Genomic DNA, 15,254 nt, shown 5'->3' with positions numbered 1-15,254 from the left:
GTGGCTCAGGTCAAGCGTATCCGTCGTAACGTCAGCGGCATCATCCTCCTGGACAAGCCGCTGGGTTTTACCTCCAACGCGGCTTTGCAGAAGGTCCGTTGGTTGCTCAATGCCGAGAAGGCCGGTCATACCGGCAGTCTCGACCCCCTGGCCACCGGCGTCTTGCCGTTGTGCTTTGGTGAAGCCACCAAGTTCTCGCAGTATCTGCTCGATTCCGACAAGGGTTATGAAACCCTGATGCAATTGGGCAAGACCACCACCACCGCGGACGCTGAAGGCGAGGTTTTGCTGGAGCGCGAGGTGACCGTTGGTCGTACCGATATCGAAGCGGTATTGCCCGGGTTTCGTGGTCAAATCAAACAGATACCGCCGATGTACTCTGCCCTCAAGCGCGATGGCCAGCCGCTTTACAAACTGGCTCGTGCAGGGGAAGTGGTGGAGCGCGAACCGCGTTCTGTTACTATTGCGCGCTTGGAATTACTCGCCTGTGAAGGCGACACTGCCCGCCTGGCGGTGGACTGCAGCAAAGGCACCTATATCCGTACCCTGGTGGAAGATATTGGTGAAAAACTGGGTTGTGGTGCTTATGTCGCGGCACTGCGGCGGACCCAGGCCGGACCTTTCAGCCTGGCCCAGACGGTCACCCTGGAAGAGCTGGAAGCAGTGCACGCCGAAGGCGGCAACGAAGCGGTAGACCGTTTCCTGATGCCATCGGACAGTGGCCTGCTGGATTGGCCGTTGTTGCAGTTCTCGGAGCACAGTGCGTTCTATTGGCTCAATGGCCAGCCAGTACGTGCCCCCGATGCACCGAAGTTCGGCATGGTGCGGGTACAGGATCACAATGGTCGCTTCATCGGTATCGGTGAAGTGAGCGAAGACGGGCGCATCGCGCCGCGTCGCTTGATTCGGTCAGAATGACCGAAACCAGCCTGTGTAACAGCAGGCTGGAGAGGGTGGCTGTTAACAGGCACGGTCACTACTCATTTTTAGATACAGGGATTTGTCCCTGGCCTGTTGAAACTGCCCTTTGGGTGGTTTCCTGAAAAAAGGATTGCCTCATGGCTCTCGACGTTCAAGAAAAAGCACAAATCGTAGCTGACTACCAGCAAGCTGTTGGTGACACTGGTTCGCCAGAAGTGCAAGTTGCACTGCTGACCCACAACATCAACAAACTGCAAGGTCACTTCAAGGCCAACGGTAAAGATCACCACTCCCGTCGTGGTCTGATCCGCATGGTAAACCAGCGTCGTAAGCTGCTGGACTACCTGAAAGGCAAGGATCTGGGTCGTTATCAGACTCTGATCGGTCGCCTGGGTCTGCGTCGCTAATCAGCGATTGCGCTAGAGGTTGGTTGTCTGCCGTGTGTCAGTGGGTTCCCGCTGGCCCATGGCAGGCCCCAGCCTCAAGTTTTATCTGGATACACGTTTTACCCTGGACAGGCGTTGGGCCGATTCCCGACATTGCCCAAGAATTTCGCAAGAACCCAGTTTCCCCAAGAGCCACAAAGAAGGTAGGACACCGTGAACCCGGTAATCAAAAAATTCCAGTTCGGTCAGTCGACCGTCACCCTCGAGACTGGCCGTATCGCCCGTCAGGCCTCCGGCGCAGTATTGGTCACCGTTGACGACGACGTCAGCGTATTGGTGACCGTGGTTGGCGCCAAGCAAGCGGATCCAGGCAAGGGCTTCTTCCCTCTGTCCGTTCACTACCAGGAAAAGACTTACGCTGCCGGTAAGATCCCTGGTGGTTTCTTCAAGCGTGAAGGCCGTCCTTCCGAGAAAGAAACCCTGACCTCGCGTCTGATCGACCGTCCAATCCGCCCTCTGTTCCCAGAAGGCTTCATGAACGAAGTGCAGGTTGTCTGCACCGTGGTTTCCACCAGCAAGAAAACCGATCCGGACATCGCTGCGATGATCGGTACCTCGGCGGCCCTGGCGATCTCCGGCATTCCTTTCGACGGCCCGATTGGCGCCGCTCGCGTGGCTTTCCACGAAAGCACCGGCTACCTGCTGAACCCGACTTACGAGCAACAGCAAGCTTCGAGCCTGGACATGGTCGTTGCCGGTACCTCTGACGCCGTGCTGATGGTTGAGTCGGAAGCCAAAGAACTGACCGAAGACCAGATGCTGGGCGCGGTACTGTTTGCTCACGACGAGTTCCAGGTTGTGATCAATGCCGTTAAAGAACTGGCTGCCGAAGCTGCCAAGCCGACCTGGAACTGGGCTCCACAGCCAGAAGCCACCGCACTGCTGGGCGCTATCCGTGCCGAGTTCGGCGAGGCGATCTCCCAGGCTTACACCATCACCGTCAAGGCTGATCGCTATGCCCGCCTGGGCGAGCTGAAAGACCAAGTGGTTGCCAAGCTGTCCGGTGAAGAAGGCCAGCCTTCCTCCAGCGAAGTCAAAGCCGCTTTCGGTGAGATCGAATACCGCACCGTTCGCGAAAACATCGTTAACGGCAAGCCACGTATCGACGGCCGTGACACCAAGACCGTACGTCCTTTGAACATCGAAGTCGGTGTTCTGCCAAAGACCCACGGTTCGGCCCTGTTCACCCGTGGCGAAACTCAGGCCCTGGTTGTTGCAACTCTGGGCACCGCCCGTGACGCGCAACTGCTGGACACCCTGGAAGGCGAGAAAAAAGACCCGTTCATGCTGCACTACAACTTCCCTCCGTTCTCGGTGGGCGAGTGTGGTCGCATGGGTGGCGCTGGTCGTCGTGAAATCGGTCACGGCCGTCTGGCCCGTCGTTCGGTTTCGGCCATGCTGCCAGCTGCCGACGTGTTCCCGTACACCATCCGTGTTGTTTCGGAAATCACCGAGTCCAACGGTTCCAGCTCCATGGCTTCGGTCTGCGGCGCTTCCCTGGCACTGATGGACGCTGGTGTACCGATGAAGGCACCGGTCGCCGGTATCGCCATGGGTCTGGTTAAAGAAGGCGAGAAGTTCGCCGTCCTGACCGACATCCTGGGTGACGAAGACCACCTGGGCGACATGGACTTCAAGGTAGCCGGTACCGCCAAAGGTGTTACCGCGCTGCAGATGGACATCAAGATCAAGGGCATCACCGAAGAAATCATGGAGATCGCCCTGGGCCAGGCCCTGGAAGCTCGCCTGAACATCCTCGGTCAGATGAACCAGATCATCGGTCAGTCGCGTACCGAGCTGTCGGCCAACGCTCCGACCATGATCGCGATGAAGATCGACACCGACAAAATCCGTGATGTCATCGGTAAAGGCGGCGCCACCATTCGTGCGATCTGCGAAGAGACCAAGGCTTCGATCGACATCGAAGACGACGGCTCGATCAAGATCTTCGGCGAAACCAAGGAAGCTGCAGAGGCCGCGCGTCAGCGCGTCCTGGGCATCACCGCGGAAGCCGAGATCGGCAAGATCTACGTCGGTAAGGTTGAGCGCATCGTCGACTTCGGCGCCTTCGTCAACATCCTGCCGGGCAAGGACGGTCTGGTGCACATCTCGATGCTGAGCGACGCTCGCGTTGAGAAAGTCACCGACATCCTCAAAGAAGGCCAGGAAGTGGAAGTGCTGGTACTGGACGTGGACAACCGCGGTCGTATCAAGCTGTCCATCAAAGACGTGGCAGCAGCCAAGGCTTCGGGCGTTTAATCTCCCTTTAGCCTTACGCTGAACAAGCAAACGCCCCGACTGGTTCGGGGCGTTTTGCTATCTACGACAAAATACTCACTGCCAGCTCCTCATGCTTGATTGTGTTGGCTGCTGCCGCAGGCGATGGAGCAGGCGGGTCCTTGAGGCTCGTGAAGGGGACACAGGCCTTCTTGTCCAAGTGTGCCCTGTGGCTATAGTTGCCGGCCCCAGGTGCCGGTGCTAGGTTTTAATCCACGCCGGTGTAGCTCAGTCGGTAGAGCAGCGCACTCGTAACGCGAAGGTCGCAGGTTCGATTCCTGTCTCCGGCACCAGTTGTACAAAGCAAAGCCCGCGTGATGCGGGCTTTGTCATATCTATCGTTGGCTTATTTCACCTTTCTACTCAGGTCATCCACGCTGCGTTTGAGTTTGTCCAGTTCGTTGTCCTGGTTGCTCACCTCACGTTTCAGGTTGGATAGCTCGCTGGAGCTTGAACTGGAGCTGGAGCCGGCATTGCGCTTGAGATCTTCCAACTGGCTGCCGAGCTTGTTGAGTTCATTGCCTTGACTGCTGACATCGCGTTTGAGGTTGGAAAGTTCACTAGAGCTGGAGCCCGAGCTGGATCCAGCGTTGCGTTTGAGGTCTTCCAACTGACGTTCAAGCTTGCCTAGCTCACTGGCCTGATTGCCGATGTCACGCTTGAGGTTGGTCAGTTCGCTGCTATTTGAGTTCGAGCTGCCGCTCGTGCTGCGCTTGAGCTCCTCTACTTGTTTCTCCAGTTTATCAAGGCTGCTGCCCTGGTCACCGAGGGTGCGCTTGAGGCTGGTCAGTTCGCTGCTATTTGAGTTCGAGCTGCCGCTTGCACTGCGCTTGAGCTCTTCTACTTGCTTCTCCAGCTTGCTCAAGCTGTTGCCCTGATCGCTGACAGTGCGCTTTAGAGTGGAGAGTTCGTTGGCATTGCTGCTGGAGCTGGAACCGCTATTGCGCTTGAACTCGTCGAATGTTCGAGCCTGGTCACTGACGGTTCTCTGCAGTTTCTCCAGCTCGGCCTTGGTGCTTTTCAGGCTGTCCTGCAGGTTCTTCAGGTCATCGCTGCTGAAGTCCGAACTGTGCAGTGTGTAATTTCCGCGAGCGTCGCGGTGGATGGTGCCGAGTTTGTCGTAGGAAGAAGGGCTGTCGGTCTGGTACTCGATAGCGGCCCGAGCCTGTTGCGGGAGAGTCAAACTGCCGAACAACAGCGCCGCCATACTGATCGAGAACAGTGCAGGCGCAGACTTTGAACAACTGGACATCACTGAGATTCCTTGTGAAGTGCCGATGTGGCACAACGCTATGACTGCGTTCCTGAAAACTTGTTCCCGTAGGCAGGATCGTGGGCGCAGCCTTTACGATGCGTGGGATGGCCGGTTTTTACCCAATTGATGCATTGGGTCATATAAATCGTCGCCCAAAGGTCCTATATTCGGTTTCTGTCTGAGTACCAGCATGCTGTTTTCAGATGATCCCGAATGGTTCTGAAGGCCAGATAAATCGACGATTGAAACGGTTTTTTGCGGCAGAGAGATCCCAACGATCCAGATCCATCTTCCATTCCCACGATCAGAGAGAACGAGATGATTCCTAAAGAGGCAAGAATCGACGTAGCGCTTGAAAGGTACCTGGCTGCCACGCCTTCCTTGCAAGAAGAAATCAGCGCCCTGAGCCCGGAAGAACAGAAGCAACAGGCGCAATGGGCCTTTGAGGACGAGGCGGAGTCTCGCGGCATCGAGCCGTGGGAACTGGTGCTCGATCTGGTGGCCGAGACACCGGAAGAGTTGAAGGCCATGCGCCTGGAAGTGCATCAGGAGGTTGCTGAAGCGCTGGGCATGGACCTCGAGGATTACTTGCAGCTCAACGAGATCGACAGTTGAACCCGACGCCAGCCTGAACCAGGCTGGCGTTTTTCATGGCTCAGAGGCTCAGCCGCATGGACAGGTCCAGGGCTTTCACATCCTTGGTCATGGCGCCGATGGAGATGTAGTCCACCCCGGTTTCGGCAATCGGGCGCAAGGTGCTTTCGTTGATTCCCCCGCTGGCTTCCAGCTTGGCCTTGCCGGCATTCAGGCGCACGGCCTCGCGCATGTCGTCCAGGCTCAGTTCGTCGAGCATGATGATGTCGGCACCTGCAGCCAGGGCCTCTTTCAATTCCGCAAGACTTTCCACTTCCACTTCCACCGGCTTACCCGGGGCGATCCGGTGGGCGGCGCTGATGGCCTGGGCGATTCCCCCGCAGGCGGCGATGTGGTTTTCCTTGATCAGGAACGCGTCGTACAGACCGATGCGGTGGTTATGGCAGCCACCGCAGGTGACCGCGTACTTTTGTGCCAGGCGCAGGCCAGGGAGCGTTTTGCGGGTATCCAGCAGCTTGACCTGGGTATCGCTGACAAAGTCGGCCAGATAACGCGCCCGAGTAGCCACGCCGGAGAGCATTTGCAGGAAGTTCAGCGCGCTGCGTTCGCCAGTGAGCAACGAACGGGCCGGGCCTTCGAGGTGAAACAGCGCCTGGTTGGGCACAACCTGCTCACCGTCAGCCACCTGCCAGTGCACGGCAACTCGCGGATCCAGTTGGCGGAACACCGCATCCACCCAGGCGGTACCGCTGATCACTGCGGCCTCGCGGGTAATGATGGTGGCTTTGGCCAGACGTTCGGCCGGGATCAATTGCGCAGTGATGTCGCCGCTGCCGATGTCTTCCAGCAATGCGCGGCGCACGTTGGCTTCGATTTCGGCGGTCAGGTCGGCGAGGCGTAGATTCGGCATAACGGGCTCCACAAACAAAGTGTGCCGATTATAGGGGCAGGGGATCGGCTAACCCAAGGCAGCAAATCTCGGCAGTCTTTAGCGAACCTGTCTTTCGTAGCTTTGTCCGATGAATGAGAGTGAATTTTCTTAACGAAACGAGGGTTTTTTCAGAAGAGGCGGCAGAGTCTGCTGGCGCAAGAGGGGGTTTTTACAAGATAATATGACTTGTAATTGACGTCATAGCTTTGACGTATCTTTGGCTCCCCCCTTAACTAAAGAGCAGTAGAGTGCACTTGCCTCCGCTGAGAGCCGGCTGTGAGCGTCGCCGGCTTGACTGAACCTTGAAATCGAACCGAAGAAACACCTTTTCCAGGAGGCTTGGATGCACAACGACGGGAATGTAGTGCCTTTGCACAAGGCGGCTACAGATCAGGCGACCGCGTCGCCGCTTGCCCGCCTGCCGGTGATTCTGCTTCAGGTTCGTGACAAGGCTGCCCAGCAACTGCGCCACGGCTTGCAGGAGCTGTTCGATAATGCTGACGATACCCTGTTTGAAATGGCTGACCGGGCGCAGAACAACGTCGAGCAGAACACGCTGTTTGAAGCCATGCGCGACCTGCGCCTGAAGCGCAAAAGTATCGAGCGTGGTTTTCTCGAGAAGTTTTTCGAAGCCTTTGCCGGTCTGGTCCAATACGATCCGGCCTTGGTCATTCCTCATACGGTGGCCTATGACCCATCGTTGGCCCCTACTCACGATGACCTGGAAAAGAGCGTGGCAGTGGATGCCATGGTGGCCAAGGTACTCAATCGTGATGGTTTCGCCCTGGGGCAATTGACGGCGCGTCTGGGAGTACTGCTGGGCCAGCGCCTGGCGGATTCAGGAAACCCCCTGGGACCGGCGTTGCTGTGCGAGTATTTCCTGCAGTCCGGGCGCAGCCTGGGGGTCGAGATCAAGGTCAAGCTGATCATCCTCAAGCTCTTCGAGCGTTATGTGCTCAGCGACGCGGAGCAGCTTTATGCCGAGGCCAACCAGTTGCTGATCGCCACTGGCATTCTGCCGGAGTTGATGCCCGCTCCGGCGCGACGGGCCTCGGATCGAGCCCAGGCCGACGTGCAGGGCGCGGCAGGCGAAGACGGTACCGTCAAGCCCAGCCAGGGGCAGCTCGACGAGAGCGTCCAGGAGGTTTTCGCAGCGTTGCAGACGCTGCTCTTCCATGTGCGCGGCAGTGTCGCACCGACCCTGGAAGCCAGCGCTGAAACCCAACCGATCTCGACCCGCGATCTGCTGCGCCTGCTGTCGCACTTGCAGCAGTACGTGCCGGCGCCCAGCGCCCAGGAAGACTTCGACCTGCGCAACCAGTTGGAGCAGTTGCTGACCCGGGTCAGCGTCAAGAGCGGCAAGTCCCGTGTGGTGGGGGTCGCCGATGAAGACGTGATCAACCTGATCGCCATGCTCTTCGAGTGCATCCTCGATGACCGCAACCTGCCGGACTCCCTCAAGGCGTTGATCGGGCGCCTGCAGATCCCCATGCTCAAGGTGGCGGTGCTGGACAAGAGCTTCTTCAGCCGCGGCAGTCATCCGGCCCGGCGCCTGATGAATGAAATTGCTGCGGCCGCCATGGGCTGGGGTGGCTGCGATGACCATCAGCGCGACAGCCTGTACCTGCGTATCGAGCAAGTGGTACAGCGCTTGCTGAGCGAATTCACCGACGACCCGGCGATCTTTTCCGAGCTGCTGGCGGACTTTCTCGCCTTTACCGCCGACGAGCGACGCCGGGCCGAGTTGCTGGAGCAGCGTACCCGCGACGCCGAGGAAGGCCGGGCCAAGGCGGAGATGGCCCGACGCCGGGTCGAGCAAGCGTTGAATGAGGCGCTGCTGGGCAAGGTGCTGCCGCACAAAGTAGTGGACTTTGTCCGTGACGCCTGGAGCCAGGTCCTGCTGCTCAGTTTCCTCAAGCATGGCGATGACTCCACCCAATGGCAGATTGCCGAGCAGACCCTGACCGAACTGATCTGGAGCGTGCAGCGCCACGAGCAGCCGGACACCGCGATGCGCTTGCTGGCGCTGGTGCCGGGGTTGCTCAAGGGCCTGCGTGACGGTTTGAGCGGTGCGGCTTTCGATCCCTTCGCCACCAGCGAATTTTTCAGCCAGCTTGAACTCCTGCACCTGCAGGCGTTCGAGCGCGAAGCCCAGGTCCCTCAGCCGCGAGTGGTGGCTCTGGAGGCGGAGCGCGTCGAGATGATCGTGGTGGCTCAAGAGATCCTCCTGCCCTCCGCGGAGGAGGGCCCTCTGGAGGCCGCGCCGCTGGCGTTGCCCGCCAATGACGCCAGTGTGCTGCAAGTCGACCAACTGCGACTGGGGGCCTGGGTCGAGTTCCAGGAGGACGAGGACAACACCTTGCGCTGCAAGCTGGCGGCGATTGTGTCCCATCCAGTGGCCAAGTACGTGTTCGTCAACCGCACCGGGATGAAGGTCCTGGAACGCACGCGCATGGGCTTGGCCCTGGAGTTTCACCGAGGCGCAGTGCGCGCCCTGGACGATACCTTGCTGTTCGACCGAGCCCTGGAATCGGTGATCGGCAATCTGCAGCGGCTCAATCACGGCAAGTGATCGCAACCCGAGGGCGTAACGCGGCATACTGGGCCATTCAAGGCTTTAGCTGAAGGAACTGGTATGCGGCTGGACCCTGCCACGGGGTGGTGTCATGGCGTACGTCACTGCCCATCACCCAATTTCAATGAGCGCCCGGGGGGCGAAATCTCCCTGCTGGTGATCCATAACATCAGCCTGCCGCCGGGGCAGTTCGGCACCGGCAAGGTGCAGGAATTCTTCCAGAATCGCCTTGATGTCACAGAGCATCCGTATTTTGCCGGGATCGCCGACTTGCGCGTGTCCGCGCATTTCCTGATCGAGCGTGACGGCGCCGTGACGCAGTTTGTCTCTTGTCTGGACCGGGCCTGGCACGCCGGGGTGTCGAGCTTCGAGGGGCGCGAGACCTGCAACGATTTTTCCTTGGGCATTGAACTGGAAGGCACCGATGAGCTGCCCTTCAGCAACGCCCAGTATCAGTCCTTGGGTGTCCTGACCGATCAATTGCAGGCAGTTTATTGCGCTATAACACCACAGCGAATTTGTGGGCATAGCGACATCGCGCCCGGGCGCAAGACCGACCCGGGCCCGGCTTTCGACTGGGCACGCTATCGTGCCGCCGTGGAGAAGGGGGAAAGACAATGAGTTTTCTGGTGTTGCTGCTGGCGGTATGGATCGAGAAATTCTCGGCCTTGCGCCAGCGGGTACAGCGCGACGGTTGGTGGCTGCGGCAATTGGCACGACTGGAGTCGAGCCCGCGCATGGCCGGGCATCCGTGGTGGCTGTTGATGGTTTTGATACTGCTGCCAGTGATCTTGCTCGGCGTGTTGCTGTGGGTCCTGCAGCCGGTGGCTTATGGCTTGCTGGCTCTGCCGGTGCATCTGTGGGTGGTGATCTATGCCCTGGGAAGGGGGGACCTGTTGGGCGGCCTGGGGCCGTTCCGCGATGCCTGGCGACGCGAGGACCTGCAAGCGGCAGTCCACGTTGCCAAGCGTGACCTGGACATCTGTGCCGACAATGGTGAGCAACTGCTGGAAAGCGTTCAGGCCCACCTGTTGTGGCAGGCCTTCCAGAGCTTCTTTGCGGTAATTTTCTGGTATTTCCTGTTGGGCCCGGTGGCGGCCCTGAGTTATCGCCTGCTGGCCCTGGCGGCCGAACACGGCAAGAACCCGGCCCTGATAGAGCGGGCAGAGCAGTTGCGGCACGCCTTCGACTGGTTGCCGGTACGCTTGCTGGCGGTGAGTTTTGCCTTGGTGGGTAACTTCGTCGCTGTCAGCCGGGTCATGCTCCACGAACTGCTCAACTGGCACATCAGCGCCGCGCAACTGGTGGAAAAGGTCGGCTTGGTGGCCGGTGAAATTCCGCCACCGGTGGCGGGGCCGGAAGGTATCAACAGCCTGGACCGTATCTGGGAACTGCTGCTGCGTGCGGCAGTGCTCTGGTACGCCGGTTTTGCCCTGTGGACTGTTCTAGCCTGACTGACGGTTGCTGGGCACGGTTTTTTGTGGCGAGGAACGCTTGCTTCCTCGCCATATCAGCCTTGCTCAGCCTTCTGAGGAAACCCTGCTCTGGGCGCCTCTCTAGCGGTTAACTTTAAGTTACAAAACCTCCCCCGAAATTGAGCTATACAGAGGCAGCGCCGAATAGTGGCTATCTGCTGCTTTCGCCTGCCTGCCAATAACAATAAAAGAAAAGGGAGACTTCTTTGTGAAGAGCTTGCTCTATCCCGCTGTCGCGCTGATGAACCGCCTGAGCTTCGGCATGAAGTTCAGCCTGATCAGCGTGCTGTTCTTTCTACCCATGCTGGTGACCAACTTCTATCTGGTGCGCGACTCTTATCGTGAATTCCAGGGCACCCAGGTCGAGTTGCAGAGTCTTGATCTGCTGGGCAGCAGCCTGGCCCTGCGTCGGGACCTGGAGACCCTCAACAATCAGGTGCAGATCAACGCCAGCCTCGGCCAGTCCGGCAAGGCCGGGGACCTGGAAGGCAAGATCGTCGCCCTGGAGAAAACCGTGCTCGAACGCCTGCAAGCCATGCAGGCGGTGACTGTGGATCCCCAGCAAGTCGAGGCGTTCAACGCCAAGCGCGATGAGCTGGTCGCGGCCTTCAAGGCCCAGCAGGGGGAAAGCTCACTGCTGAACAAGAGCGGGTTGATCGGCAAACTGTTGGGCAGTGCACAGTTGTTCAGCCAGATCATCGCCAGCCAGTCGGGCCTCAGCCGTGACGGCCAGGGCGATATCCGCCAGCTCAGCGAGCTGATCACCAGCGTCACCCCGCAAATTACCCAGACCCTGGGTGAAGGCCGGGCCATCGGTGCCTCCTCCCTGGGCCAAGGGTTCCTCAACTCATCATCCAGCACCCGTTTCGACGAGTTGCTGGTGCAGATCGAAAAGCTCCAGGCCGAATACGCGCTCAAGTTGCAGGACGCCCTGGGCGCCAGCCGCGCCGCCCACGACAGCCTCGACAGCCTGGCCGGCGCGAGCAAAGGCAGCCTCAAGCAGGCCAGCGAACTGTTCGAGGAGCAGGTGATCGTGGCCGACACCCTGGACGCGCCCTGGCAGGGGTTTTACGACCAGGTCAGCGGCCTGATGGCACAGACCTATCAACTCAACGAAGGCACCTTGAAGTTTCTCGACGTCGAACTGCAAAAGCGCCTGGAGCAGAACCGCAGCCACATGGTGCTGCTGGTGGTGGCCCTGGCCCTGGTGTTCCTGTCGATCGTCTACCTGTATGGCGGTTTCTACGCCTCGACCCGCACCACCCTGCGGCGCCTTGGAGCGATGATGGACAAGGTCGCGGCCGGGGACATGACGGTCACCTTCAAGGCCCACAGTCGCGACGAGCTGGGAGAGCTGGGCAGCGTGTTCAACGGTACGGTGCTGAAGATCCACGATCTGATCGAGCGAGTCGGCCAAACCGTCAGCGAAGTCGAGCGCCAGGCCGGGCAGGTAGAAAGCGTCTCGGCCCAGAGCAACCAGGCAGTGGCCGGCCAGCGCAGCCAGATCGAACAGGTGGCCACTGCGATGAACCAAATGTCTGCCACCGCCCAGGAAGTCGCTCGCAGCGCCGCGGCGGCGGTCAGTAGCGCCCACAGCGTCAATGATGAAACCATCAGCGGTCGTGGTCTGGTGGAGTCCCAGCAGGGCAGCATCGCCCGGCTCGCCAGCGAGATCGACCAGTCGGTGCTGGTGATCAATCAGTTGGCCAGTGACAGCCAGTCCATCAGCCGGGTGCTGGAGGTGATCAAGAGCATTGCCGAGCAGACCAACCTCCTGGCCCTCAACGCCGCCATCGAAGCGGCGCGGGCCGGCGAGCAGGGGCGGGGCTTCGCGGTGGTGGCCGATGAGGTACGGACCCTGGCCAAGCGCACGCAGCAGTCCACCGAGGAAATCGAGCAGATGATCGATAAACTCCACGGCGGGGTCAGCGCGGCGGTTAAGGCGATGGGCAGTAGTCATGCCATGGCCAATGGCACCGTGGGGCAGTCTGAGAAAGTCCAGCAGGCCCTGGAAAACATCCTTGGGGCGGTGGGCATGATCGTCGACCAGAACCAGCAGATTGCCGCGGCGGTGGAGCAGCAGACCGCGGTGGCTCATGACATCGACCAGAACATTGTCGAGATCAACCGCGCCGGTGAACGCACTGCCGAAGGCGCACACCAGACCGAGGATGCCAGTCGCCAGTTGTCGGCCCAAGTGGTGCAGCTCAAGCAGTTGATTGGTGCCTTCAGGGTCTGACGCCTTGGCGGTCTTTCGCTCGCGGAGTGCTTTAGCGTAAAGGGCTCCGCCATCTTGCATACAACCAGTAGTAATTAAATTCTTTGTTTGTGGCGTATTTCCTGTTTTCCTGCGCGTCTGTTTTTTTGAGCGCCCCTCACCGGGTGACTCGACCAGTCGACCATGACGTACTCATGGCCCTGAGGAAATTCGCTGATGACCGCAACTTCTGGAGTCCTGGGCCGCTGCGCCCATTGCCAGACCTTTCTCGATCTCGAACCTTGGCAACTCAACGCCATGGCTATGCAGGAGTCCTTCAACTGCATTCACTGCCACAAGCCCCTGAGGCTTGATTGCCCTGAGCAGATCAAACGCCTCAAATCCCTGGGTTCGTTCGCCACCTTGCGCGCGATGATGATCGTGCTGTGCGCCACAGTACTGCTGGTGACTTTGGTGCTGGAGTGGGTGGGGCTGCTGAGCCTGAGGCAGCAACTGAGCATTTCGGCGTTGATGCTCGGCAGTTGCTTGCTGGTGCTGGTGGTTGCCCGTCGCCGGCAGCGTCGGCCCTTGTTGCTACAGGGCGCCTGAGGGCCAACCGAACAGCTCGCAGGTGTTGCGGGTGCTGGCTGCGGCCAGTTGCTCGGGGGCAATGTCGATGATCTGCGCCAGGGCGCTGCAGATTGCCGGCAGGTGCTGGGGGCTGTTGCGTTGGCCGGCAAACATGACGGGCGCCATGTCCGGCGAGTCGGTTTCCAGTACCAGCGATTCCAGCGGCAGGTCGGCGATCACCTTGCGCAGACGCAAGGCCTGGGGCCAGGTGGCGGCGCCACCCAACCCCAGCTTGAACCCCAGCTTGATGTATTCGCGGGCCTCCTCGCGGCTGCCGGCAAAGGCGTGGATGATCCCGGCGCGCTTGAGCTTGAAGCGCTTCAGGGTGGCGATCACCGCGGCGTGGCTGCGTCGCACATGCAGTAGGGCCGGTAACTGGAAATCCGCCGCCAGCTGTAGTTGGGCCTCGAACAGGTGCTGCTGGCGCTCACGGTCCAGTTGCTCGAGAAAGTAATCCAGGCCGATCTCGCCCACCCCGCACAGCTGCGGATGCCCCGCCAGCCGCGCCAGCCAATCTTCCAGATCCTTGAGATCCGCCGGTTGATGATCATCCAGGTACACCGGGTGCAAACCGAAGGCCGCGTATAACTGCGGGTCGCTCTGCACCAGATCCCATACCCGTTGCCAATTGTCCTGATAGACCCCCAGCACCACCATGCGCTTGACGCCTTGAGCGCGGCTGTCGGCCAGCAGCGCCTCACGGTCGGCGTCGAAGTCGGGAAAATCCAGGTGGGTGTGGCTGTCGATCAGCTCCACGGTTCAGCCCTGTTGGATGCGCTGTTTGAAGGTGCGCGCAATGGCCTGCACGCCCGGTTGGTAATGCGCCTCCTCAATGGCTGCCAGGGCCAGTTGCAAGGCTTTCTCGGCGATCAGCTGATGCTGCTGGGCCATGGCATTGACCGGCAGCGGCAAGAAATCCAGTAACTGGGTATCGCCAAAGGTGCCCAGGCGCAGCGGCCGGGATTTCAGCGGGAAGTCGTGCAAGGCATCGAACACTCCCTGCAGCAGTACGTAGGAAGTGGTCACCAGGGCGTCCGGCAGATGGCCCAGGCGCTGCAGCAATTCCTCCATCAGCTGGCGGCCGCAATCGCGGCTGAAGGCTTCGCCGTGCTCGATCAGCACCTCGCCGCCGAAGCCCTCCAGGGCCTGGCGGAAACCGGCGGCGCGCTCCTGGCTGATGCTCAGTTCCGGGCGCGCGCCGATCAGCACGATCTGCTTGGGCTCGGGCTCAAGCAGGCTCTGGGTCAGGTGCAGGCTGGCTTGCAGGTCGTCGCTGATCACCGAGCAGAACAGCTCGGGCGGCATCACCCGGTCGATGGCGATGATCGGCAGGCCCTGGGCCTGCAACTGCTGGTAGCTGTCATCTTCCGCCGGCAGGCAGCTGGCGACGAACAGCGCGTCGCAGCGTCGGGCGCGGAACAGCTGGAGCAGTTGCCGCTCGCTGTCCGGGGCGTCGTCGGAGCTGGCGATCAGCAACTGATACCCTCGGGCCCGGGCGCCTTGTTCCAGCAGCTTGGCGATGCGTGCGTAGCTGGGGTTCTCCAGGTCCGGGAGAATAAAGCCCAAGGTACGGGTGTGCCGGCTGCGCAAGCCGGCCGCCTGGGGATTGGGAGTAAAGCCGTGTTCTTCCACCACCGCCCGCACCCGTTCCACGGTGGCGTTGCTGATGCGTTGTTGTTCGGCCTTGCCGTTGATGACGTAACTGGCGGTGGTCACAGACACACCGGCCAGGCGAGCGATATCACTGAGTTTCAACCCGGGATTTCCTTGTTTTTGGTGCTTGCCCCGATATTTTCGCCAATCCTACCCGATCTGGGCAGGCGACCAACGTCGGAACCGGCAATCGACCAGAAGGACTTCAAGCGCTCGAGATTATGGAGTAACGTACCAAACTTGCTAGATTAAACGTTTCAGCAGGCGTATTTTCTAGGCCGAAGCACAAACGGAAAACGC

Annotated in this window: 13 protein-coding genes, 1 tRNA gene and 1 pseudogene; 11 read left to right on the top strand and 4 right to left on the bottom strand. The window is 60.0% G+C overall.

The features are described from left to right. The 4 genes from truB (at nt 1) to GV818_RS22190 (ending at nt 3,937) form a co-directional block, all read left to right on the top strand. Nucleotides 1-918, top strand: coding sequence for a tRNA pseudouridine(55) synthase TruB (truB, locus tag GV818_RS22205; protein WP_161755727.1), 918 nt, complete (start codon nt 1-3; stop codon nt 916-918). Nucleotides 919-1,058: 140 nt separating this feature from the next. Continuing rightward, entirely contained in the window at nt 1,059-1,328 is a 270-nt protein-coding gene (gene rpsO, locus GV818_RS22200; RefSeq protein ID WP_003177875.1) for a 30S ribosomal protein S15, read from the top strand. A gap of 192 nt (nt 1,329-1,520) precedes the next feature. Next, nucleotides 1,521-3,626, top strand: coding sequence for a polyribonucleotide nucleotidyltransferase (gene pnp / locus GV818_RS22195; RefSeq protein ID WP_161755725.1), 2,106 nt, complete (start codon nt 1,521-1,523; stop codon nt 3,624-3,626). 235 nt (nt 3,627-3,861) lie between these two features. Beyond that, nucleotides 3,862-3,937: transfer RNA gene (locus tag GV818_RS22190), tRNA-Thr, on the top strand. 53 nt (nt 3,938-3,990) lie between these two features. Here GV818_RS22190 and GV818_RS22185 read toward each other — a convergent pair. After that, nucleotides 3,991-4,896 carry a hypothetical protein gene (locus GV818_RS22185; RefSeq protein WP_161777525.1) on the bottom strand — a complete coding sequence of 302 codons (906 nt, stop codon included), beginning with the start codon at nt 4,894-4,896 and terminating at the stop codon, nt 3,991-3,993. Nucleotides 4,897-5,217: 321 nt separating this feature from the next. On the opposite strand from GV818_RS22185, the gene GV818_RS22180 reads away from it, so the two are divergent. Then, nucleotides 5,218-5,514, top strand: coding sequence for a DUF6388 family protein (locus GV818_RS22180; RefSeq protein ID WP_047283892.1), 297 nt, complete (start codon nt 5,218-5,220; stop codon nt 5,512-5,514). Between the two features lie 40 nt (nt 5,515-5,554). On the opposite strand, the gene nadC is transcribed toward GV818_RS22180, so the two are convergent. Continuing rightward, complete coding sequence (nadC, locus tag GV818_RS22175; protein ID WP_161777524.1) at nt 5,555-6,403, bottom strand: carboxylating nicotinate-nucleotide diphosphorylase; 849 nt, start codon at nt 6,401-6,403, stop codon at nt 5,555-5,557. A gap of 364 nt (nt 6,404-6,767) precedes the next feature. On the opposite strand from nadC, the gene GV818_RS22170 reads away from it, so the two are divergent. The 6 genes and pseudogenes from GV818_RS22170 to GV818_RS22150 all read left to right on the top strand — a co-directional run bounded on the left by GV818_RS22170 (nt 6,768) and on the right by GV818_RS22150 (nt 13,280). Then, a complete protein-coding gene (locus GV818_RS22170) occupies nt 6,768-8,996 on the top strand; it encodes a DUF1631 domain-containing protein (RefSeq protein WP_161777523.1) in 2,229 nt (742 codons plus the stop codon). Nucleotides 8,997-9,059: 63 nt separating this feature from the next. Continuing rightward, nucleotides 9,060-9,620, top strand: coding sequence for a 1,6-anhydro-N-acetylmuramyl-L-alanine amidase AmpD (gene ampD / locus GV818_RS22165; RefSeq protein WP_161777522.1), 561 nt, complete (start codon nt 9,060-9,062; stop codon nt 9,618-9,620). Continuing rightward, entirely contained in the window at nt 9,617-10,453 is an 837-nt protein-coding gene (gene ampE / locus GV818_RS22160) for a regulatory signaling modulator protein AmpE (protein WP_161755715.1), read from the top strand. The genes ampD and ampE overlap by 4 nt, the downstream gene beginning before the upstream one ends. A gap of 262 nt (nt 10,454-10,715) precedes the next feature. Further along, a pseudogene (locus GV818_RS35090) lies at nt 10,716-11,855 on the top strand (HAMP domain-containing protein); the annotation flags it as partial. 144 nt (nt 11,856-11,999) lie between these two features. Next, nucleotides 12,000-12,713, top strand: a complete 714-nt coding sequence (locus GV818_RS35085; RefSeq protein ID WP_372242116.1) for a methyl-accepting chemotaxis protein — start codon at nt 12,000-12,002, stop codon at nt 12,711-12,713. A gap of 195 nt (nt 12,714-12,908) precedes the next feature. Continuing rightward, entirely contained in the window at nt 12,909-13,280 is a 372-nt protein-coding gene (locus GV818_RS22150) for a hypothetical protein (protein ID WP_161755711.1), read from the top strand. Here GV818_RS22150 and GV818_RS22145 read toward each other — a convergent pair. Further along, the gene (locus GV818_RS22145) at nt 13,266-14,057 is read right to left on the bottom strand and encodes a TatD family hydrolase (RefSeq protein ID WP_161755709.1); all 792 of its coding nucleotides are present in this window, start codon (nt 14,055-14,057) and stop codon (nt 13,266-13,268) included. The two genes, GV818_RS22150 and GV818_RS22145, sit on opposite strands and share 15 nt — an antisense overlap. Nucleotides 14,058-14,060: 3 nt before the next feature. Further along, nucleotides 14,061-15,056, bottom strand: a complete 996-nt coding sequence (gene cra, locus GV818_RS22140) for a catabolite repressor/activator (protein WP_161755707.1) — start codon at nt 15,054-15,056, stop codon at nt 14,061-14,063. Between the last annotated feature and the right edge of the window lie 198 nt (nt 15,057-15,254).

This window comes from Pseudomonas sp. Fl4BN1 (assembly GCF_009908285.1).
Lineage (GTDB): Bacteria > Pseudomonadota > Gammaproteobacteria > Pseudomonadales > Pseudomonadaceae > Aquipseudomonas.
The sequence above is the reverse complement of the archived record's forward strand: the minus strand, read 5'-3'. Positions and strand labels throughout refer to the sequence as shown.

Coding starts and splice junctions, on each gene's coding strand:
- ampD (WP_161777522.1), top strand. CDS start 9,060: ATGCGGCTGGACCCTGCCACGGGGTGGTGTCATGGCGTACGTCACTGC.
- nadC (WP_161777524.1), bottom strand. CDS start 6,403: ATGCCGAATCTACGCCTCGCCGACCTGACCGCCGAAATCGAAGCCAAC.
- GV818_RS35085 (WP_372242116.1), top strand. CDS start 12,000: ATGAACCAAATGTCTGCCACCGCCCAGGAAGTCGCTCGCAGCGCCGCG.
- GV818_RS22185 (WP_161777525.1), bottom strand. CDS start 4,896: ATGTCCAGTTGTTCAAAGTCTGCGCCTGCACTGTTCTCGATCAGTATG.
- rpsO (WP_003177875.1), top strand. CDS start 1,059: ATGGCTCTCGACGTTCAAGAAAAAGCACAAATCGTAGCTGACTACCAG.
- GV818_RS22180 (WP_047283892.1), top strand. CDS start 5,218: ATGATTCCTAAAGAGGCAAGAATCGACGTAGCGCTTGAAAGGTACCTG.
- GV818_RS22150 (WP_161755711.1), top strand. CDS start 12,909: ATGACCGCAACTTCTGGAGTCCTGGGCCGCTGCGCCCATTGCCAGACC.
- GV818_RS22170 (WP_161777523.1), top strand. CDS start 6,768: ATGCACAACGACGGGAATGTAGTGCCTTTGCACAAGGCGGCTACAGAT.
- ampE (WP_161755715.1), top strand. CDS start 9,617: ATGAGTTTTCTGGTGTTGCTGCTGGCGGTATGGATCGAGAAATTCTCG.